The organism is Brevundimonas sp. LPMIX5, assembly GCF_003576505.1.
Classification (GTDB): domain Bacteria; phylum Pseudomonadota; class Alphaproteobacteria; order Caulobacterales; family Caulobacteraceae; genus Brevundimonas; species Brevundimonas naejangsanensis.
The window spans coordinates 16,940-33,936 of sequence record NZ_QWTZ01000018.1 but is presented as its reverse complement, the minus strand read 5'-3'; the positions used below and the strand labels follow the sequence as shown (position 1 = coordinate 33,936).

16 protein-coding genes are annotated in these 16,997 nt (G+C 65.3%); 12 read left to right on the top strand and 4 right to left on the bottom strand.

Features of this window, described 5'->3' with window-relative positions; genetic code table 11:
- Window positions 1-122 precede the first annotated feature (122 nt).
- Genes D1604_RS14650 through D1604_RS14625 form a run of 6 tightly spaced genes read left to right on the top strand, consistent with a single transcriptional unit; the run spans window position 123 to window position 6,100 of the window.
- Window positions 123-749, top strand: coding sequence for a DUF4129 domain-containing protein (locus D1604_RS14650; protein WP_119413895.1), 627 nt, complete (start codon window positions 123-125; stop codon window positions 747-749).
- Window positions 746-1,972 carry a DUF4350 domain-containing protein gene (locus D1604_RS14645; RefSeq protein ID WP_233552127.1) on the top strand — a complete coding sequence of 409 codons (1,227 nt, stop codon included), beginning with the start codon at window positions 746-748 and terminating at the stop codon, window positions 1,970-1,972. The genes D1604_RS14650 and D1604_RS14645 overlap by 4 nt, the downstream gene beginning before the upstream one ends.
- Entirely contained in the window at window positions 1,959-2,915 is a 957-nt protein-coding gene (locus D1604_RS14640; protein ID WP_119413893.1) for an AAA family ATPase, read from the top strand. The genes D1604_RS14645 and D1604_RS14640 overlap by 14 nt, the downstream gene beginning before the upstream one ends.
- On the top strand, window positions 2,912-4,228 hold the full coding sequence (locus tag D1604_RS14635) for a DUF58 domain-containing protein (RefSeq protein ID WP_119413892.1): 1,317 nt from the start codon (window positions 2,912-2,914) through the stop codon (window positions 4,226-4,228). The genes D1604_RS14640 and D1604_RS14635 overlap by 4 nt, the downstream gene beginning before the upstream one ends.
- The gene (locus tag D1604_RS14630) at window positions 4,225-5,229 is read left to right on the top strand and encodes a stage II sporulation protein M (RefSeq protein WP_233552125.1); all 1,005 of its coding nucleotides are present in this window, start codon (window positions 4,225-4,227) and stop codon (window positions 5,227-5,229) included. The genes D1604_RS14635 and D1604_RS14630 overlap by 4 nt, the downstream gene beginning before the upstream one ends.
- Window positions 5,219-6,100, top strand: coding sequence for an RDD family protein (locus tag D1604_RS14625; RefSeq protein ID WP_233552123.1), 882 nt, complete (start codon window positions 5,219-5,221; stop codon window positions 6,098-6,100). The genes D1604_RS14630 and D1604_RS14625 overlap by 11 nt, the downstream gene beginning before the upstream one ends.
- Window positions 6,101-6,113: 13 nt before the next feature.
- Here D1604_RS14625 and D1604_RS14620 read toward each other — a convergent pair whose 3' ends face one another.
- Window positions 6,114-7,085 (bottom strand): hypothetical protein, encoded by a 972-nt coding sequence (locus D1604_RS14620; protein ID WP_147399932.1) that lies wholly within the window; start codon window positions 7,083-7,085, stop codon window positions 6,114-6,116.
- A 1,175-nt stretch (window positions 7,086-8,260) separates the two neighbouring features.
- Between D1604_RS14620 and D1604_RS16100 the strand changes: the two genes are divergently transcribed.
- Both D1604_RS16100 and D1604_RS14605 read left to right on the top strand, forming a co-directional pair.
- Entirely contained in the window at window positions 8,261-8,461 is a 201-nt protein-coding gene (locus D1604_RS16100) for a recombinase zinc beta ribbon domain-containing protein (protein WP_373561217.1), read from the top strand.
- On the top strand, window positions 8,410-8,928 hold the full coding sequence (locus D1604_RS14605; RefSeq protein ID WP_158584949.1) for a hypothetical protein: 519 nt from the start codon (window positions 8,410-8,412) through the stop codon (window positions 8,926-8,928). The genes D1604_RS16100 and D1604_RS14605 overlap by 52 nt, the downstream gene beginning before the upstream one ends.
- 102 nt (window positions 8,929-9,030) lie before the next feature.
- Here D1604_RS14605 and D1604_RS14600 read toward each other — a convergent pair whose 3' ends face one another.
- Window positions 9,031-10,293 carry an MFS transporter gene (locus tag D1604_RS14600; protein WP_119413903.1) on the bottom strand — a complete coding sequence of 421 codons (1,263 nt, stop codon included), beginning with the start codon at window positions 10,291-10,293 and terminating at the stop codon, window positions 9,031-9,033.
- Window positions 10,294-10,374: 81 nt separating this feature from the next.
- Window positions 10,375-12,702: a TonB-dependent receptor gene (locus tag D1604_RS14595; protein WP_199683822.1), complete on the bottom strand. Its 2,328-nt coding sequence runs from the start codon at window positions 12,700-12,702 to the stop codon at window positions 10,375-10,377.
- A gap of 221 nt (window positions 12,703-12,923) precedes the next feature.
- On the opposite strand from D1604_RS14595, the gene D1604_RS14590 reads away from it, so the two are divergent.
- Window positions 12,924-13,697 (top strand): IclR family transcriptional regulator, encoded by a 774-nt coding sequence (locus D1604_RS14590; RefSeq protein WP_119413885.1) that lies wholly within the window; start codon window positions 12,924-12,926, stop codon window positions 13,695-13,697.
- A 76-nt stretch (window positions 13,698-13,773) separates the two neighbouring features.
- Here D1604_RS14590 and D1604_RS14585 read toward each other — a convergent pair whose 3' ends face one another.
- On the bottom strand, window positions 13,774-14,577 hold the full coding sequence (locus tag D1604_RS14585) for a TauD/TfdA dioxygenase family protein (RefSeq protein ID WP_119413884.1): 804 nt from the start codon (window positions 14,575-14,577) through the stop codon (window positions 13,774-13,776).
- Window positions 14,578-14,731: 154 nt separating this feature from the next.
- Here D1604_RS14585 and D1604_RS14580 point away from each other — a divergent pair, with 154 nt between their 5' ends.
- The 3 genes from D1604_RS14580 to D1604_RS14570 are packed head-to-tail and all read left to right on the top strand — an operon-like array spanning window position 14,732 to window position 16,971.
- Window positions 14,732-15,388, top strand: coding sequence for a GntR family transcriptional regulator (locus tag D1604_RS14580; protein WP_119413883.1), 657 nt, complete (start codon window positions 14,732-14,734; stop codon window positions 15,386-15,388).
- A gap of 32 nt (window positions 15,389-15,420) precedes the next feature.
- A complete protein-coding gene (locus tag D1604_RS14575; protein WP_119413882.1) occupies window positions 15,421-16,278 on the top strand; it encodes an aspartate dehydrogenase in 858 nt (285 codons plus the stop codon).
- 9 nt (window positions 16,279-16,287) lie between these two features.
- Window positions 16,288-16,971 (top strand): GntR family transcriptional regulator, encoded by a 684-nt coding sequence (locus D1604_RS14570; protein WP_119413881.1) that lies wholly within the window; start codon window positions 16,288-16,290, stop codon window positions 16,969-16,971.
- Window positions 16,972-16,997: the final 26 nt, after the last annotated feature.

Here is a 16,997-nt window from a genome sequence, read left to right as displayed (position 1 = left end):
GCCATCAGCCAGCAGCGCACCTGATTGCCAAAGAGATAAACGGACAGCCAAAACGTTTCTCGCGATTGACTTGAGCAGTCCCCTCTCTATGGCTTGGAATAACGCAGCGAAGGGGCGCTGGAATGCAGGGCGAGGCTTCGGCTTCCTACGAAAAAGCCGCTGAGGCCCACGCTATTCTGCTGAATGATCCGTCATTTCAGTTCGACCGCGCTCATTTCGACCCGCCGCAGACACCCGGTTGGCTGCGCTGGATCGGCGAAGCGTTGCAGTTCCTCGCGCCGGTGCTGAAATGGGTGTTCTGGATCGGGCTGGCCCTGCTGGCGGGACTGATCCTCTACGCCATCGTGCGCGAGATTCTGCGACTGCAGAAGCCGGACGCCAAGCCTGATAAGCCTGCGACGCCGGTCGAAGCCGACTGGCGGCCGGACGTTCAGGCGGCCCGCGATCTGCTGGTCGAGGCGGACGCACTGGCTGCACGCGGACAATACGCCGACGCCGCCCACCTGTTGTTGCTGCAGAGCGTACAGGACATCGAGAAGCACCAGCCGCGCGCCCTGCGGGCGTCGCTGACGGCGCGCGAAATCGCCCGCCTGAAAGCCTTGCCCGAGGCGGCGCGCCCCGCCTTTGAACGGATCGGCCGGGTGGTCGAACGCAGCCTGTTCGGCGGCGCCGCCGTGGGCGCTCAGGATTTCGCCGACTGTCGCCAGGCCTATGAGGCCTTCGCCCTGCCCGAGGGCTGGCGCGCATGAGCCGTTCCGCCAAGGCGGCCGGGAACGCCTTTTCACCCGTCGTCCTCATCAGTCTGCTGCTGGTCAGCGTCGTGGCGCTGGCCGGGCTGGGCCTGCTGTCGGCCTATGCACCCGAACTGAAGTCCGGCGACGACGGCGGCGGCCACGCCCTGTCGCGTAGCTCGACCGGATTTGGCGGGGCGCCGGTCCTGCTGCGAAACCTCGGCGTGCCAGTGACGATGAGCCGAGGCCGCTTGACGCCGTCCTCCGACGAAAGCCTGCTGGTCCTAACGCCGACGTCGAGCACCCAGTCCGAGCAGATCGACGACATCAACCATGCCGGAGCGACCCTGATCGTCCTGCCCAAGTGGAGCGCGGCGCCCGACCCCGAGCACCCTGGCTGGGTTCGCACAATGGGCCTGCTGCCCGCCCGGGTCTCATTGGCGCCGCTGAGCGAGCACCTGCGGCAGGGCGCCCGCCTGCAATCGCGCGAAGGCCGCGCAACCGTGGCCTTGAAGCGCCCTGACGGCACGCCCTTCGGCGCGCCGGTGGATGTCGATGCGCTGAAGACCCTGTCCGGCTCCGACTGGGTTCCTGTCGTGACGGACGATCAGGGCAGCCCGGTTCTGGCCATGCACGCGACCACGCGAGTCTATGTGCTGGCCGACGCCGACCTGCTCAGCACCCACGGGCTGAAGACGCTGAATGGCGCGCGCACGGCCGTCGCCCTGCTGGACGTCGTGCGAGCGAAGGACGCGCCGGTCATCTTCGACCTGACGCTGCACGGAATGCAGCGCACGCGCAGCCTGTTGCGGCTGATGCTGGAGCCACCGCTGCTGGGCATGACGCTGGTGCTGGCGGCGCTGGCGGTCTTCGCCGGCTATCAGGCCGTCGTGCGTTTCGGTCCCGCGCGCGAGAGCGGCCGTGTCATCGCCCTGGGCAAGCGCGGGCTGGCCGACAATACGGCGGGGCTGGTGCGGCTGGCTCGGCGCGAACATCACATGGCTGCGCCCTACGCCCTGCTGACCCGCGCCGCCGTGGCCCTCGCCATCGGCGCCCCGCGCCGCCTGAGCGAGGACGAACTCGACGCCTTCCTCGACCGCGTCAGCCGGACCACCGGCGCGCACGCGACCTATTCCGTCCTGGCCGATCAGGCCAGGGCCGCCAAAACCCCCGGCGACCTGATGCGGGTCGCCGCCGCCCTCTATCGCTGGAACCAGGAGCTGACCCGTGCACGTCAATGAGGTGAAGACGATCGCCGAGCGCATCCGCGCCGAGATCGCCAAGGCCGTGGTGGGCCAGGACGGCGCCGTCGACCTGTTGCTGACCGCCCTGTTCGCGGGCGGCCACGTCCTGCTGGAAGGCCCGCCCGGCACGGCCAAGACCCTGTTGGCCCACAGCTTCGCCCGCTCGGTCGGGCTGGACTACGGCCGCATCCAGTTCACGCCGGATCTGATGCCGGGCGACATCCTGGGGTCGAACCTGTTCAACTTCCAGACGTCCAGCTTCACCCTGACGCGCGGGCCGATCTTCTGCGAGCTGCTGCTGGCCGATGAGATCAACCGGACCCCGCCCAAGACCCAGGCCGCCCTGCTGGAAGCCATGCAGGAGCGCAACATCACCATCGACGGCCAGGCCCATGCGCTGAGCCCGCGTTTCACCGTCGTCGCCACCCAGAACCCGATCGAGCAACAGGGCACCTATCCCCTGCCCGAGGCGCAGCTGGACCGCTTCCTGTTCAAGCACGTCCTCGACTACCCCGACCTGGAGCAGGAACGCGCCATCATCGCCGCCCACGGGTCGCGCACCGGCCAGATGGACCCGGTCGCCCTGGGCGTCGAGACCGTGGCCGAGGCCGCCGCCATCGCCGCCGCTGTGGACGCTGTGGCCCAGGTGCGGCTGACGGACGAGGTCGTCGGCTACATCGCCGACCTGGTGAGGGCCACCCGCGACTCCGCCGATGTAGAGACGGGCGCCTCGCCGCGCGCGGGGGCCATGCTGGCCGTCGCCGCCCGCGCCCGCGCCGCCCTGGACGGGCGCGACTACGTCATCCCCGATGATGTGAAGGCGTTGGCGATCCCGGCCCTGCGCCACCGCCTGGTGCTGTCGCCCGCGGCCGAAATCGAGGGCCGCCGCGTGGAGCAGGTGCTGACGGGCCTGGTGGATCAGGTGGCGGCGCCCCGGTGATCTATCCCAGCCGACGCGCGGTGACGGTCCTGGCGGCGGGAGCGCCTGTCGCCCTGCTGGCGGGCGTGCTGACGCCTGTCGGCTGGCTGGCCGGTCCGGTCTGGATCGCGGGCGTGGCGGCGCTGTTCGCGCTGGACGCCCTGCTGACCGGCTCTCGCTCCGGCCTGACGCTGGACGCGCCCGAGCCGGTGCGCGCCGCCGTCGGGCGACCGGGCCTGGTCGGGCTGACGGCGCGCTTCGCGGCGCAAGGCCGAGCGCCGCGTCAGGTCGAAGCCGCCCTGTCGGGCGAGGCCAAGCTGGGCGTGGACGGCACGCCGCGTCGGGCCGAGGTGCACGACCACGTCGCCGCCTTCGCCTTCCCCTTCACGCCCGAGCGACGCGGCGACGCGGCCCTGCATGAGCTTTGGGTGCGCTGGCGCGGACCGATGGGTCTGGCCTGGAAGCAGAAGAGGTTCCGCCTGGATCTGTCGGCGCCGGTGCTGACCGACCTGCAGTGGGTGCGCGATCAGGCGGTGCGTCTGTTCGCCCGCGACGCCCTGTTCGGAAGCAAGGCCCAGCTGGACATCGGCGAAGGCGCCGAGTTCCAGGCCCTGCGCGACTATCAGCCCGGGATGGATCGGCGCGCCATCGACTGGAAGCAGTCGGCCCGCCACGCCGCCCTGCTGGCCAAGGAGTTCCGCACCGAGCGCAACCATAACGTCATCATGGCTCTCGACTGCGGACGCGCCGCCTGCGAGCCAGTCGGAGGCATGCCGCGCGTGGACCGCTTCATCCATGCGGCCCTGCTGCTGTCCTACGCCTGCCTGCGCTCGGGCGACCGGGCGGGCCTGTTCGCCTTCGATTCCCGGCCCCGCCTGTCGACCGGCGCCGTCGGCGGCATGAACGCCTTCCGCACCCTGCAGACCGTCGTCGGCCGGGTCGACTATTCGACGCACGAGACCAACTACACCCTGGCCCTGGCCACCCTGTCGGGACAGCTTCAGCGCCGATCCCTGATCGTGGTCTTCACCGACTTCACCGATTCCACCGCCGCCGAGCTGATGATCGAGTCTCTGGGCCGGTTGTTGAAACGCCACCTGGTGCTGTTCGTCGTTCTGCGCGACGAGGAGTTGGAGGGTCTTGCCGCCGCCGCGCCGGAAACGGCCGAGGACGTGTCGCGCGCCGTCGTGGCCGCCAGCCTGCTGCGCGAACGCGAGACAGTCATCAGCCGTCTGCGCCGCATGGGCGCCCACATCGTCGACGCCCCCGCCGATCAGGTCGGGCCCGAGGCGGTCAACGCCTATCTGGACCTGAAGCGGAGGGATCTGCTGTGACTGACGCTCCCCTGCTGAAAAGCCAACGCTTCCGCCAGGCGCGCGAAGAGGACTGGCGCCGCCTGGAGCGGTTGATGGAGAAGGCGGAAAAGGGTTCGGCGTCCAAACTGACCGATGAAGAGATCCTGGCCGTGCCGGTGCTGTACCGTTCGACCCTGTCGGCCCTGTCCGTGGCGCGCGAGACCTCGTTGGATCAGGGGCTGATCGACTATCTGGAGACGCTGTCGGCGCGAGCCTACTTCTTCGTCTACGGCTCGCGGGCGACGCTGCGAGACCGGCTGACCGCCTTCTTCCGCCATGACTGGCCCGCCTCGGTAAAGGGCCTGTGGCGCGAGACCCTGGTGTCCGCCGCCCTGATGCTGCTGGGCGCCGTCGTCGGCGGCTGGCTGGTCATGCACGATCCCGAGTGGTTCTACGCCTTTGTGCCGGGCGATCTGGCGGGCGGACGCGATCCCGGCGCCTCGACCGCCACCCTGCGCGCCACTCTGGACGGGACAGGAAACGCCGACGGCCTGTCGGTGTTCGCGGCCTTCCTGTTCACCCACAACGCCAAGGTCGCCCTGGTCGCCTTTGCGCTGGGCTTCGCCCTGTGTCTGCCGACCGGACTGCTGATCCTCTACAACGGCGCGACGCTGGGCGCCTTCTTTGCCCTGTTCGCCAGCCGCGGCCTGGGGGTCGAGCTGGGCGGCTGGCTGCTGATCCACGGCGTGACCGAGCTGTTCGCCGTCATCCTGGCCGGCGCCGCGGGTCTGAAGATCGGCTGGGCCGTCGCTTTCCCCGGCCGGGCGCACCGACTGGACGCCGCCGTTCAAGCCGGACGAACTGCCGGCGTGGTCATGGGCGGGGTCATCGTCATGCTGCTGCTCGCCGGTTTGCTGGAGGGCTTCGGACGGCAGCTGATCGCCGACACCGGCCTGCGATACGCCGTGGCCGGCATCACAGCTCTGATCTGGGGGCTCTACTTCTATGGTCCGAGACGGGAGGCGTCTCGTGCCCGCTGACGCCGCAAGGATCGACAAGGCCGAGCGCCCCTTCGTCACGCCCGAAGGCGTGGACCTGCGGCTGAACATCGGCGACGCGGGGCAAAGGGCGGCGGCCTTTCTGCTGGACGCCGCAATCATCATGGGCGTGCTGATCGCCTTCACCCTGGCTCTTATCTTCACCGGCGTCGGGGCCGTCAGCGCGGCCGGACAGGCGGGGGCGGAACTGGTCGCCGTGCTGTGGCTGGTGGTCTTCTTCCTGCTGAGGAACTTCTACTTCACCGCCTTCGAGCTGTCGGCGGCGGCCGCCACGCCCGGCAAACGGGCGATGGGCCTGCGCGTCGCCTCGCGCGACGGCGGACGGCTCCGGGCGGAATCGGTGTTTGCGCGCAACGCCATGCGTGAGCTGGAGGTCTTCCTGCCGCTATCGCTTCTGGTGACCCAGGCGGGTCAGGGCGGGGTCGACAGCTGGATGTATCTGCTGGCCTTCGTCTGGGCGGCGATCTTCGTCTTCTTTCCCCTGTTCAACCGCGACCGACTGCGCCTTGGCGACCTGGTCGGCGGCACCTGGGTGGTGCGGACGCCCCGCCGCAAGCTGACCCGCGACATGGCCGATGACGGGTCTGAACAACTGGCGAGATATGACTTCACCCTGGCGCAGCTGGACGCCTATGGGGCCAAGGAGCTGCACGTTCTGGAATCCATCCTGCGCACCGGCGAGCGCAAGACCATGCGCGCCGTCGCCGACCGCATCATGGGCAAGATCGGATGGTCGCGTGATCCGCACCAGACGGACCGCGCCTTCCTCAGCGCCTATTACGCCGCCGTGCGCGGGCGGCTGGAGCAGAAGCTGCTGATGGGCGTGCGCCGTCGCGACAAGCACGACGTCTGACGTGGCGGCCCCATCAGTCGAAGATCGCGGCCAGGGCCTCCGGCCCCGCCCCTTCCTTGACCGTGCGCAGCTCGTAATAGAGCGCCGCCACCCCAGCCGAAGCGACCACTGCCGACAGGATGTTGACCACCACGTCGGACGCCACATTGACCCACAGGTTCGGGCTTCCGTCGAAGAAGCCGCCACCGGTCGCCAACCCCAGCGCGCCGACCGCGGCTCCGATGATCCACGACAGGATCACATAGATGACCATCAGGCCGAACACGTTCCAGCGATAGCCGCGGGTCAGGTCGCGACTGCGTTGCAGGCTCTCGAATATGCTCCGCTGCTCAACCACCACGGCGGGCGAGGCGACCGACCACATCACCGCGACGATCACGCCCGGCACGATCAGGGCCAGAGAGGCCAATCCCGTGCCCAGGCCGGCGATTATGGCCAGCCCCAGCAGCGGCAGAAACATCTTCACGCCGACGTCGAACGCCTGACTGAAGGACGTGGTTTTGCCGTTGAACCCGTTGATGGCCGCCTTCACGACCATGCCCTGAACCATGTAAAGTCCCGCCAGATAGAAGACCCAGCCCGCCGCCATCGTCAGGAAGCCGGCAGCGCCGCCGTCGGTGACGACCGTGCTCTGGCCCAGGCCCATGACGGCGCTAGGCGCCCCGACCATGACCGTCGCCGCGCCGAAAAAGATCGCTGCGTTTTCGCGAATGGTTGTGAAGGTGCGCTGGATCACCCGACCGAGGTCGAACTGGCCACCCCGGCTAACGGACTGCCCGGCCCAGGTTGGCGGAGCGACCGCCTGAAGTGCGAAGATTTCGGTCGCCTGCAGATCCGCGCCGGGCACGAAATCCACCTTCTGCCCGCGCGTTAGCGGCAAGGGTGTCCGCACCTGCGTAGCATTGAACAGATAGCGCGCCGTATCGTCGCCCAGGATCGCCCCCATCCCGGTTGCCTGATCGAATGTCAGAACCTCACCACGCATGATCATGCCCCCGAATGCTATCGTATCCGGCCTATCGATCTAGCGGCGGCTTGGCCAGAGCTTTCATGCCCAGATCAACCCCGACATTCCGAACCGCCGCTTTGAGTCAGGCAGGCCTTCCACGACGTCGCTGACGCGCCAAGAGCGGACATCTCTGGCCAGCCGGAAACTGGACATGCCCGTTGCCGGCGCCCTCAATCCTCATCCGGATCAGGATCTCCCGCGGCAGCCGCGCGGACTTCGGGCAGAGCATCCACCGAGCCTTCAGCGATCCATGCATCGGCGGCTTCCGAGGACCCAAACCGGTCCACCATGGCCACGGCCAGTCCAACGCAAGCGGCTCCGGAAGCTCGGCCGCCCCGTAGAGCCTCAGTTCAAGACGAGCCTCAACATCGATCGCTGGGGGGTGCGGCAGGTTCGCGAGGGTCACCAGATAGAGACCATGACCGACAGGCAGCCCCGGTTCGGCCGAGTCCATCCTGCTCCAAAGGCCCAGTCCAAATCTTGAGGCCTGATCAGGCGTCAGGCAGCCGTGCCCGTGGAGATAGAAGAGCCGCAGACTGGCTTCCAGCCGGTCCTCTCCTTCTCGTTCTACCGCGGCCAGGAGCCTGTCGATCCGGGCGTCCAAAAGCTGACCGGGTGACACTGCCGGCCAATCGATCAAGATCAGCCGCGCACGTGAGGCGCTGACATGACCGGCCCTCGCTCCCTCTTTCCTGAACTGCCGAACCCGTATCGCGTCGAGCGCGCCGAGGTCGCTCGGCTTGTGACTGGACAGGTTCACTTCGTCAGTGATTGGAACGTATCGGGATCCATGATTGGACCTATGTGATCTACACACATTCGGCCTTCGGCTGGGCCGCCAGTTGCTATGCCTGGCGACGAGTGGACGTCCCCAGGGACCGGGAGGCCGGGTGGCGGCGCGACGCTGATTTTCCGACCTACGACACCGACAAGTCAGACGGCGGTCTGCCCCTCAGCCTCCGAGCGCTATGGCATTGAGCAGCTGACGCCCGCGCTCAACGAGTTGCTGTGATGCAGTTCAAGAAAAGCGTCCGACACCCTCGGTCTGACCAGCCCACTGGGCGCCAACTGGCCGCGTTTGAGCGGAGCAACCGACGCAACAGGAGGCTTACAAGCCCTCCTCCCTCGCTTCCGTCCGTCCCAGGCACCTCCTGAGCGGCAAGATGTCCTGCGGCGTCTGCGGCGGGCCCATGATCCGCAGCGGGGCGGACCAACGCTTCGTTTGCTCTTGGCGGAGGGAACGCAGCGCGTCGATCTGCAGCAATGGCCGCGGCGCAAAAGGCGCAGAGATCGAGAGAGGGTGCTGGCAGCGATCAAGACGCAACTTCTGTCGCCCGAGCGCGTCGCCCTAGCCGTGGACGAAGCGCGCAAGGTCTTGGAGCACGACGCGCGCCTAGCGACCCAAGAGCGCTCAAACCAGGAAAGCCGCCTGGCGGAAGTTAAGCGACGAGCCAACCGGCTCATCGATCAGGTGGCCGACGGCGTTCTAAGCGGCGCAGCCGTTACGGAAAGGCTGACCGCCCTGGAGAAGGAGCGAGCGGCGCTTGAGACACAGCTCGCGCAGACAGACAAAAAGCCTGTGATCGCCCTACATCCGCGACTGGCGGATCAGTATCGACAGGTCGTCGCCTCGCTGGAGGACGCCCTACATCGTAGCGACAGCGAGGCGTCGGCTGAAGCCAGGGACCTTGTGCGCCGGTTGATCGAAACCGTCGTGGTCACCCCGTTGCCGGAACGTGGGAAGTTTGCGCTGACGGTCAAAGGCAAAATCGCCGCCCTGGTGAACCAGGACGGCGATGATACTGTAGTATTGGGGTAGGAGCAGGATTTAGACAATACCTCACACCTGCGATCCGCTTCATGGCCTAATGATCATCATATAGGCTGCATAGCCATCGGAGGGGGATGCCCCCGCATATCTTCACGTCGTCGAGAGCGCTGCACCGCGACGTCGTTCACCATAGGGCCTCAGAAGAAGCACCAAACCGATAGCGGCGACGCAGATCGGGCCCCCTAGCGCCAGAATGGCGGCGTAGGATCCCGTCTGATCGAAGACCAATCCAAAGACTAACGGCGCCAGCCCCATGGCGACCATAATGGCCGAGAACATGACGGAGAATATCTGCGAAAAGGCCGACAGGCCGAAGTATCGGCTGATCAAATAGGCCAGCATGTCGACCTCGGCCCCCAGGCTTCCTCCAAGCAGGAGAGCGGCGCCGATGAAAGCCCAATAAGGCAGCGGAAAGTTAAGAGAGAACAGCCCGACCGCCGAAAGGGAGAAGAAGAGCAAAGCGATTTTTCGAGCGTCGAACTTGTCGAGAAGGAAACCAATGAGCAACCTTCCGCCAAAGGCCGCCAAGCCAAAAAGGGATGCGATCGACGCCGCGGCCGTTTCGTTCAAGCCTCGAGACATCATCAAGGGCACGAGGTGCGGCATCAGACCATAGAGCGCGAAGGCGAGGCCGACGAAGACGCTGCCGAGCACCCAGAAATCGCGCGTGCGCATCGCCTCCCTCAGGCTCATGCCTTCGACCCGCGCCGGCGCATCCATATCCGCCTCGGCCCCGTCGGCCTTCAGGCCGACTTCTTCGGGCGTCTCCTTGAGGAGCACATAGACAAGCGGCAGGGTGACGAACAAAAGGATGCACCCCAAGCCGATGTAGTTGCCGCGCCACCCGAACTCGGACACGAGCGCCGCCGATAAGGCCGGCACATAGGCGAACCCCAACCCGGTTCCACTGCCCGCTATGCCGATCGCCAGACCTCTGCGCTTATCGAACCAGGAGGAGAGGATCCGCATATAGGCGACGCTATTGGTGCCGACGGCCAGGGTCCCCATGAGGAGATAAAGGGCGAGAAACTGCCAATAGCTTCGGATGAAGGGCGCCAGCAGAAACGCCACCCCGAGGATGATCAACGACGGCAAAAGCACCTTGCGCGGTCCCCAGCGGTCCACGAGACGTCCGGCAACAGGCATGCAGGCCGCCGTCGACAACATCATCAACGACACGGCGCCGCTGATCTGGGAGAGGCTCCAACCGAATTCTTCGGCCAGCGGACCGCTGACCAAGCCCATGGACGCCAACCCGAAGGCGGCGGGACCGGTCGATATGCCGAACAGGGCGACCACCACCACCAACCAGCCTCGGGTGAAGGGACGCGACGAAAGCGTGGAGATGGACATGAAGCCGAAAGCCTGAACCAAAAGAACAAAGGATCACAGGACAGGGGGACCGCCTAGCGCCCCCCCTGTCCGTCTGCGACTTTAGAATTCTCGGCTCAGGCGCAGGCCGACCGTCCGGGGGCGCGTCGTGTAGACGCGGAAACCGTCGCCGGTGACGCGCAAGCCGATCTCAGGCACGGCGTCGGCGACGTTTTCGACGAAGACTCCGCCGGTCCACCCTTTGTAGGTGACCCCGCCCGACAGGTTCAGCAGGAAGTAATCGTCCAGCCGCGCCATGTTGGGATCCTGGTCATTGAAGCTGGTATAGGCGGAGCCGCGATAGTTGAAGTTGGCGCCGATGCGCCACGTCGCGTCCGCGCCCAAAGGCGCTTCATAGGAGATTTGTCCCGCGTAGGAGATTTTCGGAGAGTAGGGAATCCGATCGCCTTTTTCGCCCGCCGTTTCGGCGGTGCTTGGAAGGTCCGCGGTCAAGCGGGCGTTGGTGTAGGTCGCGCCCAGGTTGATGAAGAGACCCTCGAACGGGCGGGCCGTGATCTGGGCTTCGACGCCGTCGACGGCGCTCTTGCCCGCATTGGCGATGAACGCAAAGGTCCCACCCGGGTCAGTGACCGATACCTGCTGGTTGGACCAGTCGATATGATAGGCCGCCAGTTCGACATAATAGCGTCGATCGGCGAGGTAGGATTTCACACCGACTTCATAGTTCCACAGGTCGTCAGACGTATAGGCGGCCGGCACCGTGACGCCATATTGCGCCGCGCCTTCCGCATCATTGACGCCGCCCGGGCGGAAGCCGGAAGCGATCCGCGCGTAGGCTGTGGTGTCCGGCGTGATCGCGTAGGACATGGCGAAATTGTAGCTGATGTTGTCTTCGCGGCTCGACTGGTCGAGCGCGATCCGATCAACCGTCTGCACCGGCGAGGTCGGGAACCTGAGGGCCTGCGAGACTGATTTGAACTCCCCGATATCCGCATTGTAGTAGCGAATGCCGCCGGTGAGGTTCAGCTTGTCCGTCGCCTGGTAGGTCAATTCCGTGAAAAGCGCATACTGGTCCACCGTGGACACAGTGCGGGCGGAGTTGATGTCGGAGGTGGCGAAGCCGTTGGCGCGACATTCCATTACGGTGACGCATGGGGGAAGACCTGTGGCGGGGTCCGCCAGGACCGCCATGGAATAGGTGTCGGACTCCTGCTTGCTGTAGAACCCGCCGATCACATATTGAAGCGGACCGTCCAGATCAGAGGCGTATCGCAGTTCCGTGGACAGATTGCTCAGCTCCTGGCCCTGGCTGTAGGCGAGAACGCCCGGAATGCCGAAACGGCGCGCCGTAGGCGTGCTGTCACGCAGGAAGGCCATGTCGCGCTTCAGCAACGAGGTTGAAGCGGTCAGGGTGCCGTGATCCAGAAAGATGTCCGCGACAGCGCTGTAGACATCCGTGGTGTCCTCGAAATTCTCCTGAGTCGGCGCCGAAGTCCGATAGGGTCCGAGGTCATTTTCGAAATACTGGGACCCGTCCGCTTCCTGCTTCTGCCGCAGAAGCGTACCCGTCAAGGTAATGCGGTCATTGGGTCGAGCCAAGGCCATGATCCTGCCGCCCGTAACCCGTTGGTCATTGACGTTCTCGGCTTCCAGCGGCCCGACGCGGTCGATATAGCCGCCGCCGCTGTCCGCCCAGCCTACGGCCCGGATCGCCAGCTTATCCTCGACCAACGGCAGGTTGAGATAGCCATCGCCCTGGTAAAACGGGTTGCCGTCGGAGACTGTCGCCGCAGACGCGCTGAATCCGGCCGCAAACCCCGATGGGTCGGGCTTGTTGGTGACGATCCGCATCGTGCCGGACATCGAGCTGGCGCCGAACAAAGTCCCTTGCGGACCCTTCAGAATTTCGACCCGCGCGATGTCATGAAGCTGGATGTTGGGCTGATTGTCACTGCCGCCATCCAGGCCGATGCCGGTCATGACCGTTTCATCGAAGTACAGCCCCACCGTCGGCTTGCCCGACGACGAAACCCCCCGGATGATGATCTGGTTATCGCCGATGCCGCGGTTGTTCGTCTGAACGGATGGATTCAAACGGGTGACGGCGTCCATACTGAACGCCTGGGTTTCCGAGATGGCGGCCCCGGTCAGCGCCACGACGGCCACGGGCGTGTCCTTGGTGCTTGCTTCCCGTCGGGTCGCGGTCACAACGACATCGCTCACTTGAGCGGCGCGCTGACCTTCGGCCTCTTCTGATTGGGCCATGGCCGCGCTCGACCACGCGGATATGGCTGCGACCGAGCATGCGGTCAGGAGCATGAACTTATGAGTTTTTTCCACCGCTTTACCCTCTGTGCGGCGGTCGAAAACATTCACTGATGTCGACGCGGCCTCGCCGTTCTGATGCGGCGATGACCAGTTTGTCGGCAATCGGATCCCCTCTCGACCCCGTGCTGTTGAACAAGTCCTCAGGCGAACCCGGTGACCTGCCTCTCAGGAGATGACGTGGCCCTCCTAGCTGAGGACCACGTCCGCCTTCCCGCCCACTCCGTCCCCTCGACTTTGTGTGACGATATGACGATGTGAGGTAGTCACGACTTTCATATTAGGGCAACACTTCCCTCAAACCGGTTCTCAAGAGGTGAGAGTTCATGACCCAACTCAATTCGCGGACCTTGGACAAAGCGCTGGACCTCCTGCTCGCCTTAGGCGCCGATCAAGGCCGACGCCCCTTCGCCCAGGTGGCCGACGATGTGGGCCTGCCCTTCTCCACCGCGCGGCGTTTCGGCGCGGTTCTTGAAAGCCGCGGCCTGATCATTCGCCAGCAAGCCGGCCGCTATCTCCCGGGCCCCGCCTTGCTGGAGATCGGAGAAGCGATGCCGCGTCGGCGCGTTTTCGCCGATCTGGTCCGCCCCATCCTCAGCCTTCTCTCACGCCAAACCGGGATGACCGCCCACCTCGGCGTCCTCGAAGACCAGATGGTCACCTACGTCTGCAAGGCAGGCGAAGGGGTGTTCACACGCGAAGGCATGCAGTTGGAAGCCTATTGCTCGGGCGTCGGCAAGGTGCTGCTCGCGTCTCTGGCGGACGCCGATCTGGAACAGTACCTGGCGGCCGGAGCACTTGTCGCGCTCACCCCAAGAACCATCATCGACCCCGCGCATCTACGCGAAGAACTTGCGGAGGTCCGGCGCCAGGGCTGGGCGATGGAAGACGGCGAAGTCATCGAAGGACTTGCTTGCCTGGCCATTCCGCTTCGTGACCGCGAGGGTCATGTATGGGCGGCCGTGTCCATTTCCGGAAGCCAGCAGAGATTCAATCCCCGCGCCCGAACACGTCACCTCCTCCAACTCGCCAAGGCGGCGGAGGCCGTGTCAGCTCTGCCCGTAACCCTGTGCCCCGCCGATGCCGCAACGGCGGCCTAGCCCAGCCTTCATGCTTTAACGAGGAAACCCCGCCGCAGGATTGCGACGGGGCTCCAGGCCGCTCGGACTTCTGGCGTCAGACGACGGTCTGGTCGCCGTCCTCGATCTGCACCCTGTATCCGGAGCGGACCTGGGGGTAGTAGTCCCAGATGGCCAAGTGCTGGGTGCATCGATTGTCCCAGAAGGCGACCGAGTGCGGCTCCCAGCGGAAACGCACCTGGAAGTATTCATTGGCGCAATGGTCGAAGAGGAACTTCAGGATCGCATCGCTTTCCGGTTGATCCAGTTCATTGATGCGCGCCGTGAACCCGCGGTTCACGTAAAGCGCCTTACGGCCCGTGATCGGATGGGTGCGGATGACCGGATGCACGGCGATCGGGAACTTTCCTTCCGGATCGAACCGGCCGAAGGCCAAGCGACCGTCGTGGGTCGCCGTCAGGCCTTCGAGATAGGCCTTCATACGATCCGAAAGCGCGTCGTAAGCCGCATACATCGAAGCGAAGGCCGTGTCTCCGCCTAGGGTCGGCAGGGTGTGCAGATAAAGGATGCTGCCCATCGGCGGGACGGCGGCGCAGGACATGTCCGTATGCCATTCTTCGCCGGCCACGTGCTTGGAGTTCTCATCCGCGTGCAGCTTACGAACCTCCGGATGATCCGGCAGGCCTTTGAGCGCATGAATCTGGAGCGGCCCGAAACGCTGTCCGACGTCTTTCAACGACGCCGGATCAAGCGGTTGATCGCGAAAGAAGATGACCTGATGTTCGCCGATCGCCTGGCGGACCTCGTCGAACTGCTGATCGCTCATCGCTTTCAGATCGACATTGCCGATGATGGCGCCGATGCGCGGCGTCAAAGGTTCGACCGTGATGCTCTTGTACATTCCGCCCTCTGAGACATGCGGGCTGCGGACGATGGCGCCGCAAGACCGTTGATTTGCACTGTATGCCGTATACCGTATGTCTCAGCTGTCCAATCGCTCCCTGGGCCGCTTGGACAGCCGATCTCTCAAATCTTGGTAACTTCAGAGCACCGACTTGCCGCAAAGCGCCCGCATCCCCGCCCCCTTGCGCCTTCGCGATCAGGTCTATGATCGGCTGCGCGCCGATCTGGAGGACGGGTTGCTCCCGGCCGATCATCGCTTCGTGGAAGTGGAACTGGCCGCGCGATACGGCGTCTCCCGCACGCCGGTACGCGAAGCCTTGCTTCAGCTCTCGCGCGAGGGCGTGCTCGTGCCTCTGGATCGCGGCTACGCGCTCAACAAGGCGGATCTGAAACAGATACTCGACCGGCTGGAAGTCCGTCGGATGCTGGATGTCCAAGTTTCCCGACGCGCGGCGATGGAGGCGACGCCTCACCACCTTCGCCAAGCTCAAGCCGCCTTTGACCGGGCTCGGACGGCGCACCGCGCCGGTCGACACCGCGCCTTTGCGATCGCCCAGGGAGAATTCCGCAGCGCCCTGCAAGAGGCCTGCTCGAACGAGACGCTCCGCCGATGCTCGGCGCTTGTGGACGACAGTTTCCGCTTTCTGCGCCTTCGCCTGTTCGAAGATCCGACCAACCGTGAACGCACGCTCGCGGCCACCGAGGAAATCCTAGAAGCTGTGCGCTCCCAATCGCCCGATAGCGCGGAAACGGCGACTTTGAGGTTCCTGGACGCCCTGGAAGAATTCCACAAGTCCGCAGCCGGTTGAACTTCTTCCGTAATATCGTCATACAAAATATTATGACGACAATCGCCCTGCCCCGTCTCGCCCTGATTGGTTATGGCGCCATCGGCGCGGAGATCGAAGCCTGCCTGAAACGTCTCGGCGAGACTGATCGGCTTGTCGCTGTTCTGGTGCGCCCGGGCCGATCCGCACCGGCGGCGGTTCATGATGTAGAGGCCCTGATCGCGGCGCGCCCCGAGGTCGTGATCGAGTGTGCCGGCCATGAGGCCGCCCTCGCCTATTGCCGCCCCCTGCTGCGAGCCGGGATCGACGTGCTGTTGTCGTCCATCGGCATCCTGTCAGACGACGCGGTGCTCGCCGATCTGACCCAGGCAGAAGCGGAAGGCGGCGGGCGCCTTCTGCTTGGCGCAGGGGCCGTGGCGGGCCTGGATGGCCTGACCGCAGCCGCCCTGGCCGGCGTCGACGCGGTCACCTACCTCTCCTACAAGCCGCCTCATGCGTGGCGCGGGACGCTGGCGGAACAGACGATCGACCTGGATCACGAGGTCGAGGAAGTGGTCTTTTTCCAAGGATCCGCCCGGCAGGCCGCGCGCGACTATCCCAAGAACGCCAATGTCGCGATCGCCGTGGCGCTCAGCGCCCTCGGCCCTGACCGGACCCAGGTCAAATTGGTGTCGTCGCGAAAGGTGACCGATCCCCTCGGCGTTATCGAGGCGGAAGGAGCCTTCGGCCGGTTCAGATTCGAAGTCCTGGCGCTTGCCGCGCCGAGCAACCCCAAAACGTCCGCCCTTACGGCCTACAGCCTGCTTCAATGCGTCAGATTGGACGCGGGTCTGCCTGTGCTGCTACTGCCGGGTGTTAAGACGATAGCGATGTTCACCCATGCGGATCGGTTCGCCGAAACCCGCGCCTGAGAGAGCTTCATGGAAACCGAAGACCTGCGCATCGAAGAGGGGCCGACGCTGGTCCGCGAGCACGCAGCGCGCAAACTGAGAGACGCGATCGCCGCCGGCCTGTACAAGCCCGGCGCCCGCCTGGTCGAGCGCGAGCTCTGCGACGCTCTCGGGGTCAGCCGGACCTCAGTTCGCGAAGCCATGCGCCAGCTGCAGGCGGAGAACCTTATCCGCGTCGGTCCGAGACGGAATATCAGCGTCGCCATCCTGACGGTGCAGGACGCCCACGACATCTATGAGCTTCGAGAGATGGTCGAGCCGGTCGCCCTGCGGCGCTTCATCGCCGCAGCGGACGCCGCCGCCATGAAGCAGGTCTCCGAATCCTGGGCGATCATGCGCAAGACCTTCGCAAAGCGTGATGCTCTCGCCTTGGCGCGTGAGGCCACCCGTCTTTATGAGCATTTCCTGACCCACTGCGGCAGTCCGGTCTACCGCGATACGGGCGTACAGCTGCTTAATCGCGTGAGCTATCTGCGCCTTGCCGCCATGTCCTCGCCGGGTCGCCTTGAAAGCGGGATGGAAGAGTGGCGAGCCATCGTGGAGGCGACGGTTCAACGCAATGCGGACGCCGCCGCCGAAGCCTACGTCGCCCATATCCGAAACGCCCGGCTCGCGATCGAACAGAAGTTCGCGGCCAAGGACGACGCTATCTAATATTTTATGATTGTCATACAAACATA

Coding starts and splice junctions, on each gene's coding strand:
- D1604_RS14650 (WP_119413895.1), top strand. CDS start 123: ATGCAGGGCGAGGCTTCGGCTTCCTACGAAAAAGCCGCTGAGGCCCAC.
- D1604_RS14645 (WP_233552127.1), top strand. CDS start 746: ATGAGCCGTTCCGCCAAGGCGGCCGGGAACGCCTTTTCACCCGTCGTC.
- D1604_RS14620 (WP_147399932.1), bottom strand. CDS start 7,085: ATGCGTGGTGAGGTTCTGACATTCGATCAGGCAACCGGGATGGGGGCG.
- D1604_RS14600 (WP_119413903.1), bottom strand. CDS start 10,293: ATGTCCATCTCCACGCTTTCGTCGCGTCCCTTCACCCGAGGCTGGTTG.
- D1604_RS14590 (WP_119413885.1), top strand. CDS start 12,924: ATGACCCAACTCAATTCGCGGACCTTGGACAAAGCGCTGGACCTCCTG.
- D1604_RS14585 (WP_119413884.1), bottom strand. CDS start 14,577: ATGTACAAGAGCATCACGGTCGAACCTTTGACGCCGCGCATCGGCGCC.
- D1604_RS14575 (WP_119413882.1), top strand. CDS start 15,421: ATGACGACAATCGCCCTGCCCCGTCTCGCCCTGATTGGTTATGGCGCC.
- D1604_RS14570 (WP_119413881.1), top strand. CDS start 16,288: ATGGAAACCGAAGACCTGCGCATCGAAGAGGGGCCGACGCTGGTCCGC.